Origin of the sequence: Natrinema altunense, assembly GCF_000731985.1 — an archaeon.
Classification (GTDB): Archaea; Halobacteriota; Halobacteria; order Halobacteriales; family Natrialbaceae; genus Natrinema; species Natrinema altunense.
Genome location: NZ_JNCS01000015.1, coordinates 28,268 through 41,833 on the forward strand (window position 1 = coordinate 28,268; position 13,566 = coordinate 41,833).

16 protein-coding genes and 1 pseudogene are annotated in these 13,566 nt (G+C 66.7%); 10 read left to right on the top strand and 7 right to left on the bottom strand.

The window, feature by feature from the left end; all coding sequences use genetic code 11:
* Window positions 1-113 precede the first annotated feature (113 nt).
* Window positions 114-602, top strand: a complete 489-nt coding sequence (locus tag ALTAJ2_RS17710) for a PUA domain-containing protein (RefSeq protein WP_007107969.1) — start codon at window positions 114-116, stop codon at window positions 600-602.
* A 19-nt stretch (window positions 603-621) separates the two neighbouring features.
* On the opposite strand, the gene ALTAJ2_RS17715 is transcribed toward ALTAJ2_RS17710, so the two are convergent.
* Entirely contained in the window at window positions 622-1,236 is a 615-nt protein-coding gene (locus ALTAJ2_RS17715; RefSeq protein ID WP_049899732.1) for an HD domain-containing protein, read from the bottom strand.
* Between the two features lie 98 nt (window positions 1,237-1,334).
* Here ALTAJ2_RS17715 and ALTAJ2_RS17720 point away from each other — a divergent pair, with 98 nt between their 5' ends.
* The 3 genes from ALTAJ2_RS17720 to ALTAJ2_RS17730 all read left to right on the top strand — a co-directional run bounded on the left by ALTAJ2_RS17720 (window position 1,335) and on the right by ALTAJ2_RS17730 (window position 3,587).
* Window positions 1,335-2,192, top strand: a complete 858-nt coding sequence (locus tag ALTAJ2_RS17720; RefSeq protein ID WP_007107971.1) for an SDR family oxidoreductase — start codon at window positions 1,335-1,337, stop codon at window positions 2,190-2,192.
* 217 nt (window positions 2,193-2,409) lie between these two features.
* Window positions 2,410-2,796 (top strand): nascent polypeptide-associated complex protein, encoded by a 387-nt coding sequence (locus ALTAJ2_RS17725; RefSeq protein ID WP_007107972.1) that lies wholly within the window; start codon window positions 2,410-2,412, stop codon window positions 2,794-2,796.
* Entirely contained in the window at window positions 2,793-3,587 is a 795-nt protein-coding gene (locus ALTAJ2_RS17730; protein ID WP_049899736.1) for a methyltransferase domain-containing protein, read from the top strand. The genes ALTAJ2_RS17725 and ALTAJ2_RS17730 overlap by 4 nt, the downstream gene beginning before the upstream one ends.
* Before the next feature lie 316 nt (window positions 3,588-3,903).
* Here the strand turns inward: ALTAJ2_RS17730 and ALTAJ2_RS17735 are convergent, their stop codons facing one another.
* Together ALTAJ2_RS17735 and ALTAJ2_RS17740 are read right to left on the bottom strand one after the other, a co-directional pair.
* Window positions 3,904-4,212: a transcription factor S gene (locus ALTAJ2_RS17735; protein WP_007107974.1), complete on the bottom strand. Its 309-nt coding sequence runs from the start codon at window positions 4,210-4,212 to the stop codon at window positions 3,904-3,906.
* An 81-nt stretch (window positions 4,213-4,293) separates the two neighbouring features.
* A complete protein-coding gene (locus tag ALTAJ2_RS17740; RefSeq protein WP_007107975.1) occupies window positions 4,294-4,548 on the bottom strand; it encodes a DUF5789 family protein in 255 nt (84 codons plus the stop codon).
* 293 nt (window positions 4,549-4,841) lie between these two features.
* Between ALTAJ2_RS17740 and ALTAJ2_RS18900 the strand changes: the two are divergent.
* Window positions 4,842-5,346: pseudogene (locus tag ALTAJ2_RS18900) on the top strand (MFS transporter); the annotation flags it as partial.
* A 146-nt stretch (window positions 5,347-5,492) separates the two neighbouring features.
* Entirely contained in the window at window positions 5,493-5,996 is a 504-nt protein-coding gene (locus ALTAJ2_RS17745; RefSeq protein WP_007107977.1) for a DUF5797 family protein, read from the top strand.
* A gap of 20 nt (window positions 5,997-6,016) precedes the next feature.
* Here ALTAJ2_RS17745 and ALTAJ2_RS17750 read toward each other — a convergent pair whose 3' ends face one another.
* Window positions 6,017-7,069 (bottom strand): DUF5787 family protein, encoded by a 1,053-nt coding sequence (locus tag ALTAJ2_RS17750; RefSeq protein WP_049899751.1) that lies wholly within the window; start codon window positions 7,067-7,069, stop codon window positions 6,017-6,019.
* A gap of 179 nt (window positions 7,070-7,248) precedes the next feature.
* A complete protein-coding gene (locus tag ALTAJ2_RS17755) occupies window positions 7,249-7,692 on the bottom strand; it encodes a bis(5'-nucleosyl)-tetraphosphatase (protein WP_007107979.1) in 444 nt (147 codons plus the stop codon).
* A gap of 184 nt (window positions 7,693-7,876) precedes the next feature.
* On the opposite strand from ALTAJ2_RS17755, the gene ALTAJ2_RS17760 reads away from it, so the two are divergent.
* Window positions 7,877-8,212, top strand: coding sequence for an uS10/mL48 family ribosomal protein (locus tag ALTAJ2_RS17760; protein WP_007107980.1), 336 nt, complete (start codon window positions 7,877-7,879; stop codon window positions 8,210-8,212).
* A gap of 65 nt (window positions 8,213-8,277) precedes the next feature.
* Window positions 8,278-9,558 carry an amidohydrolase gene (locus ALTAJ2_RS17765; RefSeq protein WP_007107981.1) on the top strand — a complete coding sequence of 427 codons (1,281 nt, stop codon included), beginning with the start codon at window positions 8,278-8,280 and terminating at the stop codon, window positions 9,556-9,558.
* A gap of 250 nt (window positions 9,559-9,808) precedes the next feature.
* Here the strand turns inward: ALTAJ2_RS17765 and ALTAJ2_RS17770 are convergent, their stop codons facing one another.
* Entirely contained in the window at window positions 9,809-11,212 is a 1,404-nt protein-coding gene (locus ALTAJ2_RS17770) for a geranylgeranyl reductase family protein (protein ID WP_007107982.1), read from the bottom strand.
* 221 nt (window positions 11,213-11,433) lie between these two features.
* Between ALTAJ2_RS17770 and ALTAJ2_RS17775 the strand changes: the two genes are divergently transcribed.
* Together ALTAJ2_RS17775 and ALTAJ2_RS17780 are read left to right on the top strand one after the other, a co-directional pair.
* Window positions 11,434-11,769, top strand: coding sequence for a twin-arginine translocation signal domain-containing protein (locus ALTAJ2_RS17775; protein WP_007107983.1), 336 nt, complete (start codon window positions 11,434-11,436; stop codon window positions 11,767-11,769).
* Between the two features lie 86 nt (window positions 11,770-11,855).
* Complete coding sequence (locus ALTAJ2_RS17780) at window positions 11,856-12,191, top strand: 2Fe-2S iron-sulfur cluster-binding protein (RefSeq protein ID WP_007107984.1); 336 nt, start codon at window positions 11,856-11,858, stop codon at window positions 12,189-12,191.
* Between the two features lie 83 nt (window positions 12,192-12,274).
* On the opposite strand, the gene ALTAJ2_RS17785 is transcribed toward ALTAJ2_RS17780, so the two are convergent.
* A complete protein-coding gene (locus ALTAJ2_RS17785) occupies window positions 12,275-13,510 on the bottom strand; it encodes an MBL fold metallo-hydrolase (protein WP_007107985.1) in 1,236 nt (411 codons plus the stop codon).
* Window positions 13,511-13,566: the final 56 nt, after the last annotated feature.

Consider the following 13,566-nt stretch of genomic DNA (forward strand, 5'->3'; position numbering starts at 1 on the left):
GCCGGCGGTACCGTCGTCCGCGGGCACCGACGAGACCCCACCGCGGGGACGCCGAGAGCGGTCCGCGCGGTCAGGTCGAAGGGCTTTCGACCCGCCGCCTCGAAGCCCGCTCAATGAGCGAGTCAACAGACGGGAGCGCGGGACTGCCCCAGCTCCGAACGATCGCGGACTACCAGTTCGGGGCAGGTGCGGGCACGGCGCTGTTCCCGCCCGCCGAATCGCTGACGATCAAACGGACGTCGTCGGGCCGACCACAGCAGATCCACGCCGCCGACGGCCGGATCGTCTCCTTCGGCACCGACGGCCGGTTCACGCTGGGCCTCGAGGGCGGTCGCCGACTCGACGACGCGCTCGCCGAACCCGCCTACCGCGTCGTCGTCGACGACGAGAGCGAGCCCTTCGTCCGCGACGAGAAGAACGTGTTCACGAAGTTCGTCCTCGCGGTCGGCGACGAGATCCGGCCGGGCGACGAGGTACTGGTCGTCCACGAGCGCGGCGAGTTGCTCGCGGTCGGGACGGCACGGCTCGACGCCGGCGCGATCCGGGACTTCGAGACGGGGATGGCGGTCAACGTGCGCGAAGGTGCACCCGCCGAGACGTAAACGGACGATCTCCAACCTGCTACAGCTGACACTCCCGGCCGATCTCACGCTCGTACCGCGCCTTGATCGCCTCGAACAGCCGTTCGCCGACCGGCGTTCGAAGTCGGGGCGCGGCCGTCGCGAAGAACTCGTCGAGGTTCTCGTACTCGTCGAACGCCTCGTTGTGCCCGGTTTCGTCGTACCGTTCCTCGCGCTCGTATTTGAGCGCCTGCAGACAGTTGTCGATCAGGTCCATGTCCTTGACGAACCGCGCCGTCGGGGTCTCGCGGGCCTCGTACGCCTGCCAGAGCGAGCGGAACTCGCCGTCGCCGTCGAACGGCTCGAGCAGATCCGTGATCGCGTCCCGCTCGCGGGCGACTTTCTCCTCGCCGTCGACCCGCTGTTTGCCGTCTTCGGCGCGCGTCGCAACGTCGCCCGTTCGCGCTTCACCGAGGTCGTGGACCAGCGCCATCGACACCGCGCGGTCCCGGTCGACGTCGTCGGCCCGGTCGGCGTAGCACAGACACAGCGTCGCCACGCCCCACGTGTGGGCCGCGACCGACTCCGGGGAGTCGATCCCGCGGAGGACCCACCCGGTCCGGCGCTCGTCTTTCAGTTCGAGGGCCTCGAGCAAGACATCGAGTTCGTCGGCCATCACGCTCGCCCACGCACTGGCGGGGATTGAAAACGTCGATCGGTGGTCCGGGAGTTTGAATGGACTATTAGGGATGGGCGAGTGTGTATCGATCACGAATGCCGCAGAAACCAGATCTGAGCGGGCAGGCCGCGTTTATAACGGGTACCACGCGCGGAATCGGGAAGCAACTCGCACTCGCGCTCGCCGAACACGGCTGTGACATCGTGTCGACGGGGAAGACCGTCGACGACTCGGACTCGGACCTCGAGGGGACGATCCACAAGACCGCCGAGGAGTGCGCCGAGAAGGGCGTCGAGACGCACGCGATCCAGTTGGACGTGCGCGACGAGGACGCCATCGAGGCGGCCGTCGAGGAAGCGATCGACGAGATGGGCGAGATCAACATCGTCATCAACAACGCCTCGGCCATCCAGATGGGAGCGGTCGAGGACCTGCCGGCGGGTCGCTACGATCTCCTGAACGAGGTCAACGTACGCGGAACCTACCTCGTCTCGCGGGCGTTCATCGACCATCTCAAGGGCGTCGAGGAAGACGCCTGGATCCTGACGAACGCGCCGCCGGTCGAACTCGACCGCGCCCCGGGGTCGGCCGCCTACTCCTGGTCGAAGATGGGGATGTCGTTCGTGACGCTGTCGATGGCCCAGGAACTGGCCGACGACGAGATCGGCTGTAACACCTTCTGGCCGGTGACCGCGATCGACACGCGCGCGACCCGGTACTTCGAGATGGGGACCGAAGACGACTGGCGGACGCCCGACATCGTCTCGGACACGGTTCTCGAGATCCTGGCCCGCGACCCCGCCGAGTTCACCGGGAACCGCGTCTACGACGAGGACTTCCTCCGCGAGGCCGGCGTCGAGAACTTCGCCGAGTACAACCTCACCGAGGGCGATCCCGAACCCACGTCGGCACAGCTGTTCGATCCGAACTACTCGCGGCCGGACGACGCCTGAGACGGTTCCCCGTCCCGGTTTTCTGGTGGGGCCGCAGGGCGGCCGCGGTCCCACCGGCAATGACTCCCAGTAGCCCGTATGAGACGGTCCGCCGTCACCAGTGTCGGCACGACAGCAGGACAATTCCGGGTTACGCCGACGATGATGGACAGGTGTCCGTCCGCCCACCCTCGGGCGAACGACAAACTAAAAGGTCACCCGTGGCCACGTGTCGAGTATGTTCGGAGGAGGCGGCGGCGGACTCAACCCGCGCAAGATGGAACAGATGATGGAACAGATGGGCATCGACGTCGAGGACATCGACGCCGAGGAAGTCATTATCCGGACCGACGAGTACGACCTCGTCTTCGACGACGCCGAAGTCACGAAGATGGACGCCCGCGGCCAGGAGACCTACCAGGTCATCGGCTCGCCCGCGGAGGTCGAGGCCGGCTCGGCCGGCGGCAGCGCCGGCGGTGCGGACGACTCCGACGCCGGCTCGTCGATCCCCGACGACGACGTCGACCTCGTCGCGACCCGCGCCGGCGTCAGCGAGGACGAGGCCCGCGCGGCCCTCGAGGACAACGACGGCGACCTCGCCACGGCGATCGAGTCCCTCGAGTGACTCGCGTGAGCGGCGACGATATCGAAGACGACAGCGTGGACGCCGAGGGCGAGAGCGACCGCGTCCCGGTGCTGCTCGTTCGCGGGGACCGCGAGTATCTCGTCGAACCCGGCGGCGAACAGGGAACCGACCTCGGCGTGCTCGAGGTCCCCGAAGACGTGGCGTCGGGCGACACCATCGAGACGCATCTGGGCGACGAGTTCCAGGTGCGCCGGCTGCGCGGCCCGGATCTCTTCCATCACTTCGAGCGGACGGGCGCGCCGATGGTGCCCCGCGATATCGGGCTCGTCATCGGCGAGACCGGCATTGCCGGCGGCGACCGGGTCCTCGATGCCGGCACCGGAACCGGCGTCCTCGCGGCCCTGCTGGCCCGGGCCGGGGCCGAGGTCGTGACCTACGAACAGGACGCCGAGTTCGCCGCCGTGGCCCGGGAGAACATGGCGCTGGGCGGCGTGGCCGACGCCGTCGACGTCCGAACCGGCGACGTGACCGACGAGATCGACAGCCTCGAGCCGTCGTCGTTCGACGTGCTCACACTCGATACGGCCGACGCGCCCGCGATGGTCGAACACGCGCCCGACCTGCTGGTCGACGGCGGGTTCGTCGCGGTCTACAGCCCCTTCATCGAATCGACCCGCGAAGTCGCACGGACGGCCCGCGATGTCGGCCTCGAAAACGTCACGACCCGCGAGACGATCCAACGCGAGATGCAGTTCGACGACCGGGGCTCGCGGCCGACGACCGCGCCCGTCGGTCACACCGGCTATCTGACGATCGCCCGCAACGAATAGGGCGGTTCTCTTTACTCCACGTATTCGTCTCGAGAACAGTGGCCGAGAGCGGGCTCCGAGCAACGCGAGGAGTCCGCGACTCGACGGAAGAGCAAGCTCTTCCGAACATCGCGGAAACGACGTTTCCGCTCAACGAGGGAAGGCAGGCCGTCATCCGATACTGACCGCGAGCGACCAAAGGGAGCGAGCGGGCCGACGATCGATGTGAAGTGAACGGAACGGAGGGAGGAGTGCTTTTAATCGAAATTTTGCCGAGGGACATCGCGAGCGAAGCGCTCGGCGCTTCGCTCGCGATAGACCGCAGAGCAAAATTTCGTTAGTTGTCGTCCTCGCGCCACTTGTGTTCGCACTCGGTACAGATGAAAAAGCGCGTCTCGGACTCGTCGGCCGACCGGATCTGTTGCATGTACCAGTGGGCGCGGTCGTTGCCGCATTCGGGACAGATGGCGTCGGTTTCGGGCAACGACGTCTCGCCGGACGACTCGATGATCTCGCTGGCCTCCTGATCGTCGGTGACGATGTACTGGTCGGCGTCGCCTTTCGGCTCCGTGTAGCCGCAACTGCTACACTCCCAGAGACCGTCCTCGGCTTTCATCATCGAACCGCATTCGTCGCAGAATTCCATCGTTGTCCGGGCTACGGAGGGCGAGCGACTTAAGGCACCCGTTTGGGTCCGCGCCCTCGGCCCGTCGCGTTCGCTCGAGCGCTACCCCTCGCCCTCGGTCTGGTAGGGCTCGCCGACGGCCTCCCGCGGCAGGACGTTGTTGAGTTCCGACTGGAGGTCGTCCATCGACACGAAGCGGTCGCTGTCGCTTTTCGCGACGAGGTCGCCCAGGTTTCGCTGGCCGTCAGCGAGCAACAGGGTGACGTCCGCGAGTTCGGACGCGGCGTGGTCGTTGGTGACGGGATACTCGAGGTCAGCGAGGACGGATTCGATTCGGCTGAGGTTGACATCGGGCATGCGCGAACGGACGCGGGCCAGCGGCTTGTAGCTCCGCGACGCTCCCGCGGACTATCGCGCCGCCCGACAGTTCTGTTCGAAACTATAATCGGACGGGATCACGCAGCCGTTGCCAATGCCGAGCGTCGTGGAGCGACTCGTCGCGCCCTTCGTCGCCGACGGGACGACGTTCGGGTTCGACGAGTCGATGCTCATCGGAGTGATCCTTTCGCTATAGTAACAACTGCAACTATTTACACACTGATCGCACAGCTGTCGTGCGATCAGGTGTGCATTGACTTGCAGTGGCTACTATAGTTGGGTTCAGTGCCGGTCCGGCGATGGCCGGCGCAGTCGTGAGCCACGGTCCGTACGCGCTCCCCGGCGGGCTGGCGGTCGACGGGTTCGAAGCAGCCTTCTCCGTCGCGACCATCACCGCGACGGTCAGCTACGTTCTGGTGACGATCCTCGTTTCCGACCCCGCGTCGCTGTTCATGGCGACCGCGATCGCGATGTTCGCGACCATCCAACCCCAGGTCAACGCCTGCCTCGAGCAAGGGGCGACCTGGTTTGGCCTGCAGTTCGCGGCGTTTATCATCGCACAGGTCGCGCTCCAGACGCCGATCGGGCGCGCCTGTGATCGGTACGGCCGCCGCCCGTTCATCGGCCGGGATGGCGTTGTTGATACCGACGACGCTCGTGCAGGGCTTTCTCCGCTCCTCGCGGTTGCTGTTCGTCGCCCGGCTGTTCCAGGGGGTGGCCGCTGCGATGGTGTTCGCCCCGTCGCTCGCGCTGGCCGGCGATCTCGCCGGCAAGGGAATCCGGCGCGATTGAGCAGTCGGAACCGTTCGTCGACGGCGGACTGGCCCGTTACGGGTGCGTTCGCTCGAACGAGTCAGGCGGCGGGGGTCCGAGCCCGCGGCGGGACGCAACGCAAAAGTACCGGATCCCCATACGGTTCCACGATGACGCTCTCGGAGGAGGCCCAGGACCGGTTGGCGGACGTGGTGGAGCTACAGCCGACGAAGAATTCCGAACTCCAGGAGCGGTGGGGGATGGAAAGCGGCAGCGAGGTCCACCAGTACCTCGAGAGCGAACTCGGCGACTACTACTTCCGGGACGACAACAGCCTGATCCGTGCGACCGCCGAAGCCGCCGAGCTGGTCGACGTCGAGCCGGGCATCGAGAGCGATCCCGAGGGCGACGGCGTCCCCTCCAAGATCCGCGTGCCCGAGTTACAGGCGCGGATCGTCGCGGTGGTGGCGGGGCCGACGGACCGAACCGAGAGCGTCGTCTCGGTGCTCCACAAGCTCCGGGCGGAGTACGATATCGACCCCGAGGCCGAAGCCGTCCGGTCGGGACTCCAGAGTCTGCGTCGGAAGGGCGTCGTCGAGGTCGAGTACCGCACCGTCCCCACGTTCCGGCTGGCAGTCGAGCGCGAGGATCTCGAGGTCGCCGTTTCGGACTGACGCCGCGCTCGAGAGCGGCGCTATAGTCCCGGCCGCCGTCGCCGCCGGCGGTCCGCGAGGAGTCGCTGGAACCGTTTGCCGGGGCCGCCTTCGATCGGCCAGCCGCGGGTACGCCAGACCGGCGGCTCGGGTTCGAACTCGTCACAGGAGCCGGCACATTCGGCTGCCGTCTGGCACCGGCTCATGGCGGTACAGTACGGCAACGCCTGTGTCGCGTCTCGAGCGCGCAACTGGAAGTGGCGACAGTCGGGACGCATCGTGTCGGCGAACGAGCGCCAGCCGCGTTCGTAGGCGCGCTCGGCGATCCCGAGCCGTTTGTCGGCCTTCCAGTCGGGCTCGGCGTACTCGAAGCGGGCGGCGGAGTCGTCACGCTCGCCGCCGGCCGGCCGCTCGAGGATGCGAGTCCCCGGCTCGTCGACCGCGAGCGAGCGGGGGTGCCACGCGACCTCGGCGGTCAGGTCGTCGGGCGCGAGCGCGAGGATGCCCGCCTCGATCGGCAGGTCCTCGAAGAGGGCGGGTTCGACGCGCTCGCCCGTCGTCTCGGTCGCGACCCAGACCTCGTCGGCCAGCCCGACGGCAACGTCGTACTCGAGTTGTGAGGCGAGCGTGCGGGCGGCGCTGGCGTCTAGGTCCGGCTTGTTCTCGATCGCGACGATCCGCTCGAGCCAGTCCGGATAGACCCACTTGCGCCTGATCTCGATTCGAGTGCCGTGCTTGCGGGTCTCGAGGATGCCGCGATCGGCGGCGCGGTGGATCGCCTCGCGGACGTACCGCCACGGGTAGCCGGGATGGGGAAGCGCGTCGCGATAGTAGGTCCACTCCGCCGGGGCGTTTCGGACCACGTGGCGGAGGTCGCCGTCGAGTCGCTTGCGACCGAACGTCGCCCGTTGGCGTATGGCTGCGGGGTCGCACTCGAGGACGATGGTATCCCAGCGGCGGCGCTTCGTCCCGAGTTGGCGGGCGACGACGATCGCGTGGCTATCGCCGGCGGGGTCCGCTCCCGGCGGCCACTCGCGTTCGGCCCACCGACAGGTTCGGAGTTCGAACCCGAACTCGGCAGCGTGTGGGTTCACGGCGGGGCGTTGGAACGCGAGCCCAAAAACGCTACTCGATCGGCCGGCACCGATCGACGTGAAAGCGACGGCAGCGGCGCTGCCGGCCGATCGCCGGATGTGGAACGTGGCCGCTACCTCAGTCGCGTCCACGGCACGGGACCGTCCTGTCGGAACCGACGCTTCGTCGTCGTGCTCGACTACGCTTCGTCGTCGTCCTCCTCCTCGCGCTCGTCGAGGAATTCGTGGGCGTCCTCGAGGATCTCCCGGGGACCGTCCTGCGTGACGGTGTTGATCGCCTGTTCGTAATCACGCCACTGGAGATCTCGGTGTTCGTTCGAGAGTTCCGCGCTGGCCTCGAACGACTTCGCAATGAAGAGATGAACGGTCTTGTGGATCGTCTTGCCGTTCGCCTCGAAGACGTAGTCGTAGTCCTTGCGAAAGCCGTCGAGTAGTCGGAACTGTTCGATACCTGCCTCTTCCGTTACTTCGCGGATCGCCGTCTGCTGTAGTTCTTCATCTCCTTCGACACCGCCCTTGGGAAACTCCCAATCGCCTGGGCGGCTCTTGAGTAGAAGATACTCGCGCCGGCCCCGCGTATCGCGGAAGAGGATCGCGCCTGCGCTCGTAGCTTCGACTGCCATTAAGTGAGCTAATAGGTGCGACGTTAAGAGAATATCGGACTGTTCGTCCAACGAACACAGATTCCGCGTTCGAGTGTCAAGTGACTGGTAATCAGTCGACCGCGGTCGTGGACCGGTGGCACAGCAGGAGCCATCTCAGCAAGTTTTTACGCGCCCACCGTAGACGTATGCGACAGTACCAACCATGACCTTCGTCACCCGTCTCACCCTCCAGAGCGGCGATCGGGCCGCCCTCGATGGTATCGTCGACGACATCAAAGCCAACGCCGAACGGAAGGGGGCCGCGCTGAAAGGTCCGCACTCCCACCCGCCCGAGACGTTCTCGGTGCCCCAGCGCTGTCGGCTCCACGCCGACGACGACCGCCACTTCTCGTCGTGGGAGTACACCGTCTTCACCCGCGAACTCGAGATTCACGGCCACGACAGCCTCGCGCGCAATATCGCCTCGCAGAGCTTTCCCGACTCGGTCCACATCGAGGCCGAGGTCGAGCAGATCCACGGCGCGGGCCGCGGGAACTGACTGGGTTTATCAGTACGTGCCAGGCCGTCGACAGGGCTTTGTACCGTTCCCGACGAGGGCAGCATATGACCGCTGACGACCTCGTCTCGTTGCGTCGAGCCCTTCACCGAAGACCCGAACCCGCCTGGCGCGAATTCTATACCACTGCACGGATCGTCGCCGAACTCGAGTCCCGACTCGGCGACGACCTCGCCGAACTCCACGTCGGCCCCGAGGCCATCGCGGGCGACCACCGGATGGCGGTCCCCGACGACGCCGACCTGACCCGCTGGTACGACCGAGCGCGGGAGGCGGGCGCCGACGAGGCGATCCTCGAGCGGCTCGCGGGCGGCTACACGGGTGCCGTCGCCGTTCTCGAGCGCGGAGCGGGACCGACCGTCGGGCTGCGGGTCGACATCGACGGCCTCCCGCAGCGGGAGTCCGACGCGCCGGACCACGCGCCCGTCGCCGGCGGCTTTCGGTCCGAGCACGAGGGTGCGATGCACGCCTGCGGCCACGACGCCCACGCGACGATCGGGGTCGGCGTGCTCGAGCGCATCGCCGAGAGCGACTTCACGGGTACGTTCAAAGTCTTCTTCCAGCCCGCCGAGGAGGTCGTCGGCGGCGGCAAGTCGATGGCCGAAAGCGACCACATCCAAGACGTCGATGCCTTGCTCGCGGTCCACATCGGGCTCGATCATCCGACCGGCGAGATCGTCGCCGGTATCGACGGCTTTCTGGCTGTCTCACACATCCACGCGGCGTTCACCGGCGAACCGGCCCACGCGGGCGGACACCCCGAACAGGGTCGCAACGCCGTACAGGCGATGGCGACGGCCGTTCAGAACCTCTACGGCATTCCCCGGCACAACGACGGCGCGACACGGGTCAACGTGGGCGTCGTCGAGGGTGGCAGCGCCGCCAACGTCATTCCGGACGACGCGCGGGTCGTCGCCGAAGTGCGCGGCGAGACGACCGAGTTGATGGAGTATATGAAACGACGGTCCCGACGAGTCCTCCGGAGCGCCGCCGAGATGCACGACTGTACGGTCTCGTTCGAAACCGGTGCGGAGGCCCCCAGCGCGACCAGCGACGGGGAACTCGCCTCGATCGTCGCCGACGTGGCGGGCCAGACGACAGGGGTCGAGCGAGTGCTCGAGCGCGACGAACTCGGCGGCAGCGAGGACGCGACGTTCCTGATGAAGGCGGTCCAGGAAAACGGCGGGGCGGCCTGCTACGTCGGCGTCGGAACCGACCACCCGACCGGCCACCACACCGCGACGTTCGACGTCGACGAAGCGAGTATTGGTCACGGTATCGACGTGCTGACGGGCACAATAGAGGAGATCAGTCGCCAACACGTCTGACCAGCGCTTTTGAACGATTCTCGAGCGGGAGTGGCCGGGAGGGCTTCGAGCATCAGCGAGGACCCCGCGACCCGGGGAAGGGGAGGCAGGTCACCGAAACCGACCGCGAGCGACCGCAGGGAGCGAGCGGGCCGACGACTGACCCAGAGACCACGCGACGCGAAGCTGGCGGGAGCGGAGGAGTGCTTTTCAGTAACGTTTTGCCGAGTGCGGTCGCTTCGCGACCGCACGCAGAGCAAAAAGCTTGGCTCTAGTACTTGGGGTCGGCCCCGGTCGTCTCGTAGACCGTCTCCATCAGCTCGTCGCGGCGGTCCTGCCAGCCCGCCAGTCCCTCGGGGCTGGTCGGATAGTTCTCGTAGTGGGCGAGGAGTTCATCGGCCCGGCGCTTGGTCTTGTAGAGGTTCCAGATGGTGCCCCAGTGGCCGCGGCTCTTGACCAGCGACTCGAGTTTGAGTTTGAGCCCGATATCGGTACTGCCCGAGTACAGCGCCTCGGCGAGTTTGTCGCCGGGCATCGCGGCAAGTAGCCCCATCAGGTCGTCGACGTCGACGGCCGTCGAGAGGATGTTGTAGACGTCAAGGGCGGCGTAGCGCGCGCCGAAGTGGTCCATGACCTTCTGGTTGTACTCCCAGAGGACGTCCTCGCCGTAGTCGTCCGTCTCGAGGGCCTCGATGGCCCGCTCGGCGGCGTACTTGCCGCCGTAGGCGGCCCCGGCGATGCCGCCGCCGGTGGTGGGGTTGACGTGGCCGGCGGCGTCGCCGATGGCCATGTACCCCGGATGGACGGCGGAGTCGTACGGTCGCCGGGTCGGCAGCGCCGCGCCGAGTTTGTCCTCGACTTCCGCGCCGTCGAACTCGGGGCGGGTCTCGAGGTCGCGCTTGAGGTCGTCGACCAGTTGCATCGGCTCCTCGGTCATCTGGAAGCCCAGGCCGGCGTTGATCTCGGTCTCGGTCCGCGGGAAGTACCAGAGGTAGCCCGCCGCGCGCTCGGTCGGCTTGAAGACGAGCGCGTCGTCCCACTCGACCGGCTCCTCGACTTCGACGATTTCCCGGTAGGCCGAACAGAAGTGGCTGTAATCGACGTTGGTGTCGAACGTCGACTCCGAGAAGTCGACGTTGTCCTGCAGCACCGACAGCGAGCCGGCGGCGTCGATGACGATGTCGGCTTCGTACGTGATCGGGTCACCCTTGCGGATCGCCTCGACGCCCGTGACGCGGCCGTCGTCGTTCTGGACGACGTTTTTCACGACGGTATCGTATCGGAAGTCGACGCCGACGTCCTCGGCCCCGTCGATGATCCGTCGGCCGTACTCCCAGCGGTCGATGACGGCGAGTTCGCCGGGAACCGGAATCTCGAGGACGGTGTCCTCCTGGGGAATCTCGAAGCGGCCGTGGTCGACGTCCGTGTTGGTAAAGGCCGGCTCGAGTTTCGACTTCGGGATCGCTTCTGGGAAGGCGTCGGCACCCTTCAGGGCGTCGCCGCAGGCGATGTGGCCCGCTTCCTGCTCGTCCTTTCGCTCGAGGATGACGACCTCGTATCCCGCCCGTGCGATGGTCGCTGCGGCGTAGCACCCTGCCGTTCCGGCCCCGACGACGACCGCGTCCGGCGACTGAGTCTTCGGCGTCGTGGCGGCCGACTGCTCCTGCGTACTCATATCAACTGTGTGGAGGCCGTGGTAAGAAAACGTTTTATGGTCGGTCCGCGGTAGTGCCGCGTCGACCGCGGCGGCACCCGGTTCGAAGCAAGCGCGGCGTTGTGGTGTGGCTGTCATTTCACTACAGCCGTGGCCCATGGGTTCACCAATACGGGATAGTATATTTTCTTAACATTTTCTAGATTAGATTTATATAATATCACATTCACTACTCGAATACAATGCCTGGAAACGACGACGGACGGTCTCGACGAAACGTGCTGAAAACGTCCGCCGCGACGGTCGCTGCGGGTGTCGGTACGGTCGCCGCGGTCGGCACGGCCAGTGCGTCCGATTGGATCGATGTGGGTGATCAAGTTCAGGCCTGGGGGGACTTCGGGTACGCTCCCGGCTGGGAGAACAGCGACAGAAGCGGTGACTGGACGGAGATCAACCACTCCTGGGCGGGATACGTTCGGGCGATCGCCGACGACGGCGGCACGGAGGTCTACAAGGTTGACTGGCACAAACTAGACGACGATTGGTGGATCGCGGAAGATTTCGTTCGGGAAATCTAGCTGCCTCCCGTGATTGGCGGAGCCAGCCGGAGCCGGCGTCCGCTGGCACATAAAACGTTTTAGGGAGGTCAGTCGTACCGAGAGGTATGACAGAGTACACCATCGAGTTCGTCGGGACGGGTGAGACGATTACCTGTACCGACAAGGAGACGATCCTGAGCCGGTGTCTCGAGGAAGGCATCGCTCAGGAGTACTCCTGCCGGGTCGGGATGTGTCTGGCGTGTTCGGCCGAGATCGTCGACGGAGAGGTCACCCAGCCCGCCGCCCGCGGGCTGACCGACGAAGAGGCCGAGAACTACGCGCTGACCTGTATGGCGCGGCCACAGTCGGACCTGAAACTCGACCGCGGGAAGTATCCGCCGAGCATCGAGGACGATCTCGAAGCCACCGGCGCGATCGACGGCGCGGCCGCCGACGACTGAGCCGGTCCGCCGTCGACGGTATCGGCACACGGCCAGGACGGGTCGCGGGCGCGCCGGCACTGACCGGCAGTTGTTCGGCCGCGTCAGTCCGCGACCGCGCAGTTGTTCGGCCCGAGTTCGAGTTCGAACGCCGTGTCCGCGTCGACGTCCTCGAGTCCCAGGTTCGCCGCGACGATGCGTTCGTAGTTGGACGGCCGCGGCGGGAGTTCGCTCGTCGCGTGAGCGACGAACGCGGCTTCGTCCATCGAGAGCGCGTCGAGTCGGTCGCGGAGAGCCCCGAGCCGAGCAGCATACGTCCCGTCGTCGCGCGGTTCGGCGGCGTCGCTGTAGTGGCCCGGCGCGACCGTCGTCTCGTCGGGGTGCTCGAGGAGACGGGTCCGAAGCGTCTCGTATAACTGCTCGGCGGCAGCGGCCGCGCCGTCGTCGCCGCGTTCCAGATCCGGTCGGCCGACCCCCTCGAGGAACAGCGTATCGCCGGTAAACAGGATCGGGGAATCGCCGCCCTCGAGTCGAAGCGAGATCGAGTCGGTCGTGTGGCCCGGCGTCGCCAGCACGGTCAGCGTCACGTCGCCGATTCGCAGTTCGTCGACGGCATCCTGCTGAGTGTGCGAAGCAGGAGTCTCGGAACCGCGTTCCGCGGCGTCCCCGACGGTCATCGCGTCGAACGCGAGGCCACGCTCCGTCGCGCCCTCGGGGACGACCGCCGTCGCGTCGGTCCGGTCCGCGAGCGCGCGAACGCCGCTGACGTGGTCGGCGTGGACGTGGGTGTCGATCGCGTACGTGAGCGCCGCGTCTCGGTCGGTGGCGTCGGCGTCGTACCGGTCGGCGAACGCCCGTAGCGGGTCGATCACCGCCGCTTCGCCGCCGCTATAGATCGCGTAGCCGAGACAGCCACTCGAGGGGCGGTCGTACTGCAGGACTCGCGCGGGTGCGTCGATGTCGAGTTCACGGACCCGATACAGGTCGGCCCAGGCGTCCATCCCGCCGGCGAGGTTGGCCGCATCGATACCCGCGTCTCGGAGGAGGTCGACGGCATGGGCGCTCGCTTCGCCGTGACCACAGACCGCGAGGATCGGCTCCTCGAGATCGGTGACGAGATCGGCCACGTCGCCGGTAGCTTGTGCCTGAACGAACTTCATGTGCGGGACCTGGATGGCCTCGATCCCGTCGCCGGTGAGGTGCCAGCGCTCGAACTCGTCGCGGTCGCGGACGTCGAGGACGGTCATGGAATCGCCGGACTGCAGCCGTTCGGGCAGCGCGTCCGGAGCGATGGAGGGCGTCTCGTCGGCCGCATCGGCGGCGTCGCTCCGATCGGTCATGTTCGTCGGTACGTGCTCGAGGCGTGTAATGGTCGTGGTCGACTGAACAGTCACTA

Bases quoted from the DNA above. Each gene is read 5' to 3' on its own strand.
- ALTAJ2_RS17755 (WP_007107979.1), bottom strand. From the start codon at position 7,692: ATGGCAGTCGAAGCTACGAGCGCAGGCGCGATCCTCTTCCGCGATACG.
- ALTAJ2_RS17760 (WP_007107980.1), top strand. From the start codon at position 7,877: ATGACCTTCGTCACCCGTCTCACCCTCCAGAGCGGCGATCGGGCCGCC.
- ALTAJ2_RS17775 (WP_007107983.1), top strand. From the start codon at position 11,434: ATGCCTGGAAACGACGACGGACGGTCTCGACGAAACGTGCTGAAAACG.
- ALTAJ2_RS17740 (WP_007107975.1), bottom strand. From the start codon at position 4,548: ATGCCCGATGTCAACCTCAGCCGAATCGAATCCGTCCTCGCTGACCTC.
- ALTAJ2_RS17735 (WP_007107974.1), bottom strand. From the start codon at position 4,212: ATGGAATTCTGCGACGAATGCGGTTCGATGATGAAAGCCGAGGACGGT.
- ALTAJ2_RS17770 (WP_007107982.1), bottom strand. From the start codon at position 11,212: ATGAGTACGCAGGAGCAGTCGGCCGCCACGACGCCGAAGACTCAGTCG.
- ALTAJ2_RS17745 (WP_007107977.1), top strand. From the start codon at position 5,493: ATGACGCTCTCGGAGGAGGCCCAGGACCGGTTGGCGGACGTGGTGGAG.
- ALTAJ2_RS17715 (WP_049899732.1), bottom strand. From the start codon at position 1,236: ATGGCCGACGAACTCGATGTCTTGCTCGAGGCCCTCGAACTGAAAGAC.
- ALTAJ2_RS17785 (WP_007107985.1), bottom strand. From the start codon at position 13,510: ATGACCGATCGGAGCGACGCCGCCGATGCGGCCGACGAGACGCCCTCC.
- ALTAJ2_RS17725 (WP_007107972.1), top strand. From the start codon at position 2,410: ATGTTCGGAGGAGGCGGCGGCGGACTCAACCCGCGCAAGATGGAACAG.
- ALTAJ2_RS17780 (WP_007107984.1), top strand. From the start codon at position 11,856: ATGACAGAGTACACCATCGAGTTCGTCGGGACGGGTGAGACGATTACC.
- ALTAJ2_RS17765 (WP_007107981.1), top strand. From the start codon at position 8,278: ATGACCGCTGACGACCTCGTCTCGTTGCGTCGAGCCCTTCACCGAAGA.
- ALTAJ2_RS17720 (WP_007107971.1), top strand. From the start codon at position 1,335: ATGCCGCAGAAACCAGATCTGAGCGGGCAGGCCGCGTTTATAACGGGT.
- ALTAJ2_RS17710 (WP_007107969.1), top strand. From the start codon at position 114: ATGAGCGAGTCAACAGACGGGAGCGCGGGACTGCCCCAGCTCCGAACG.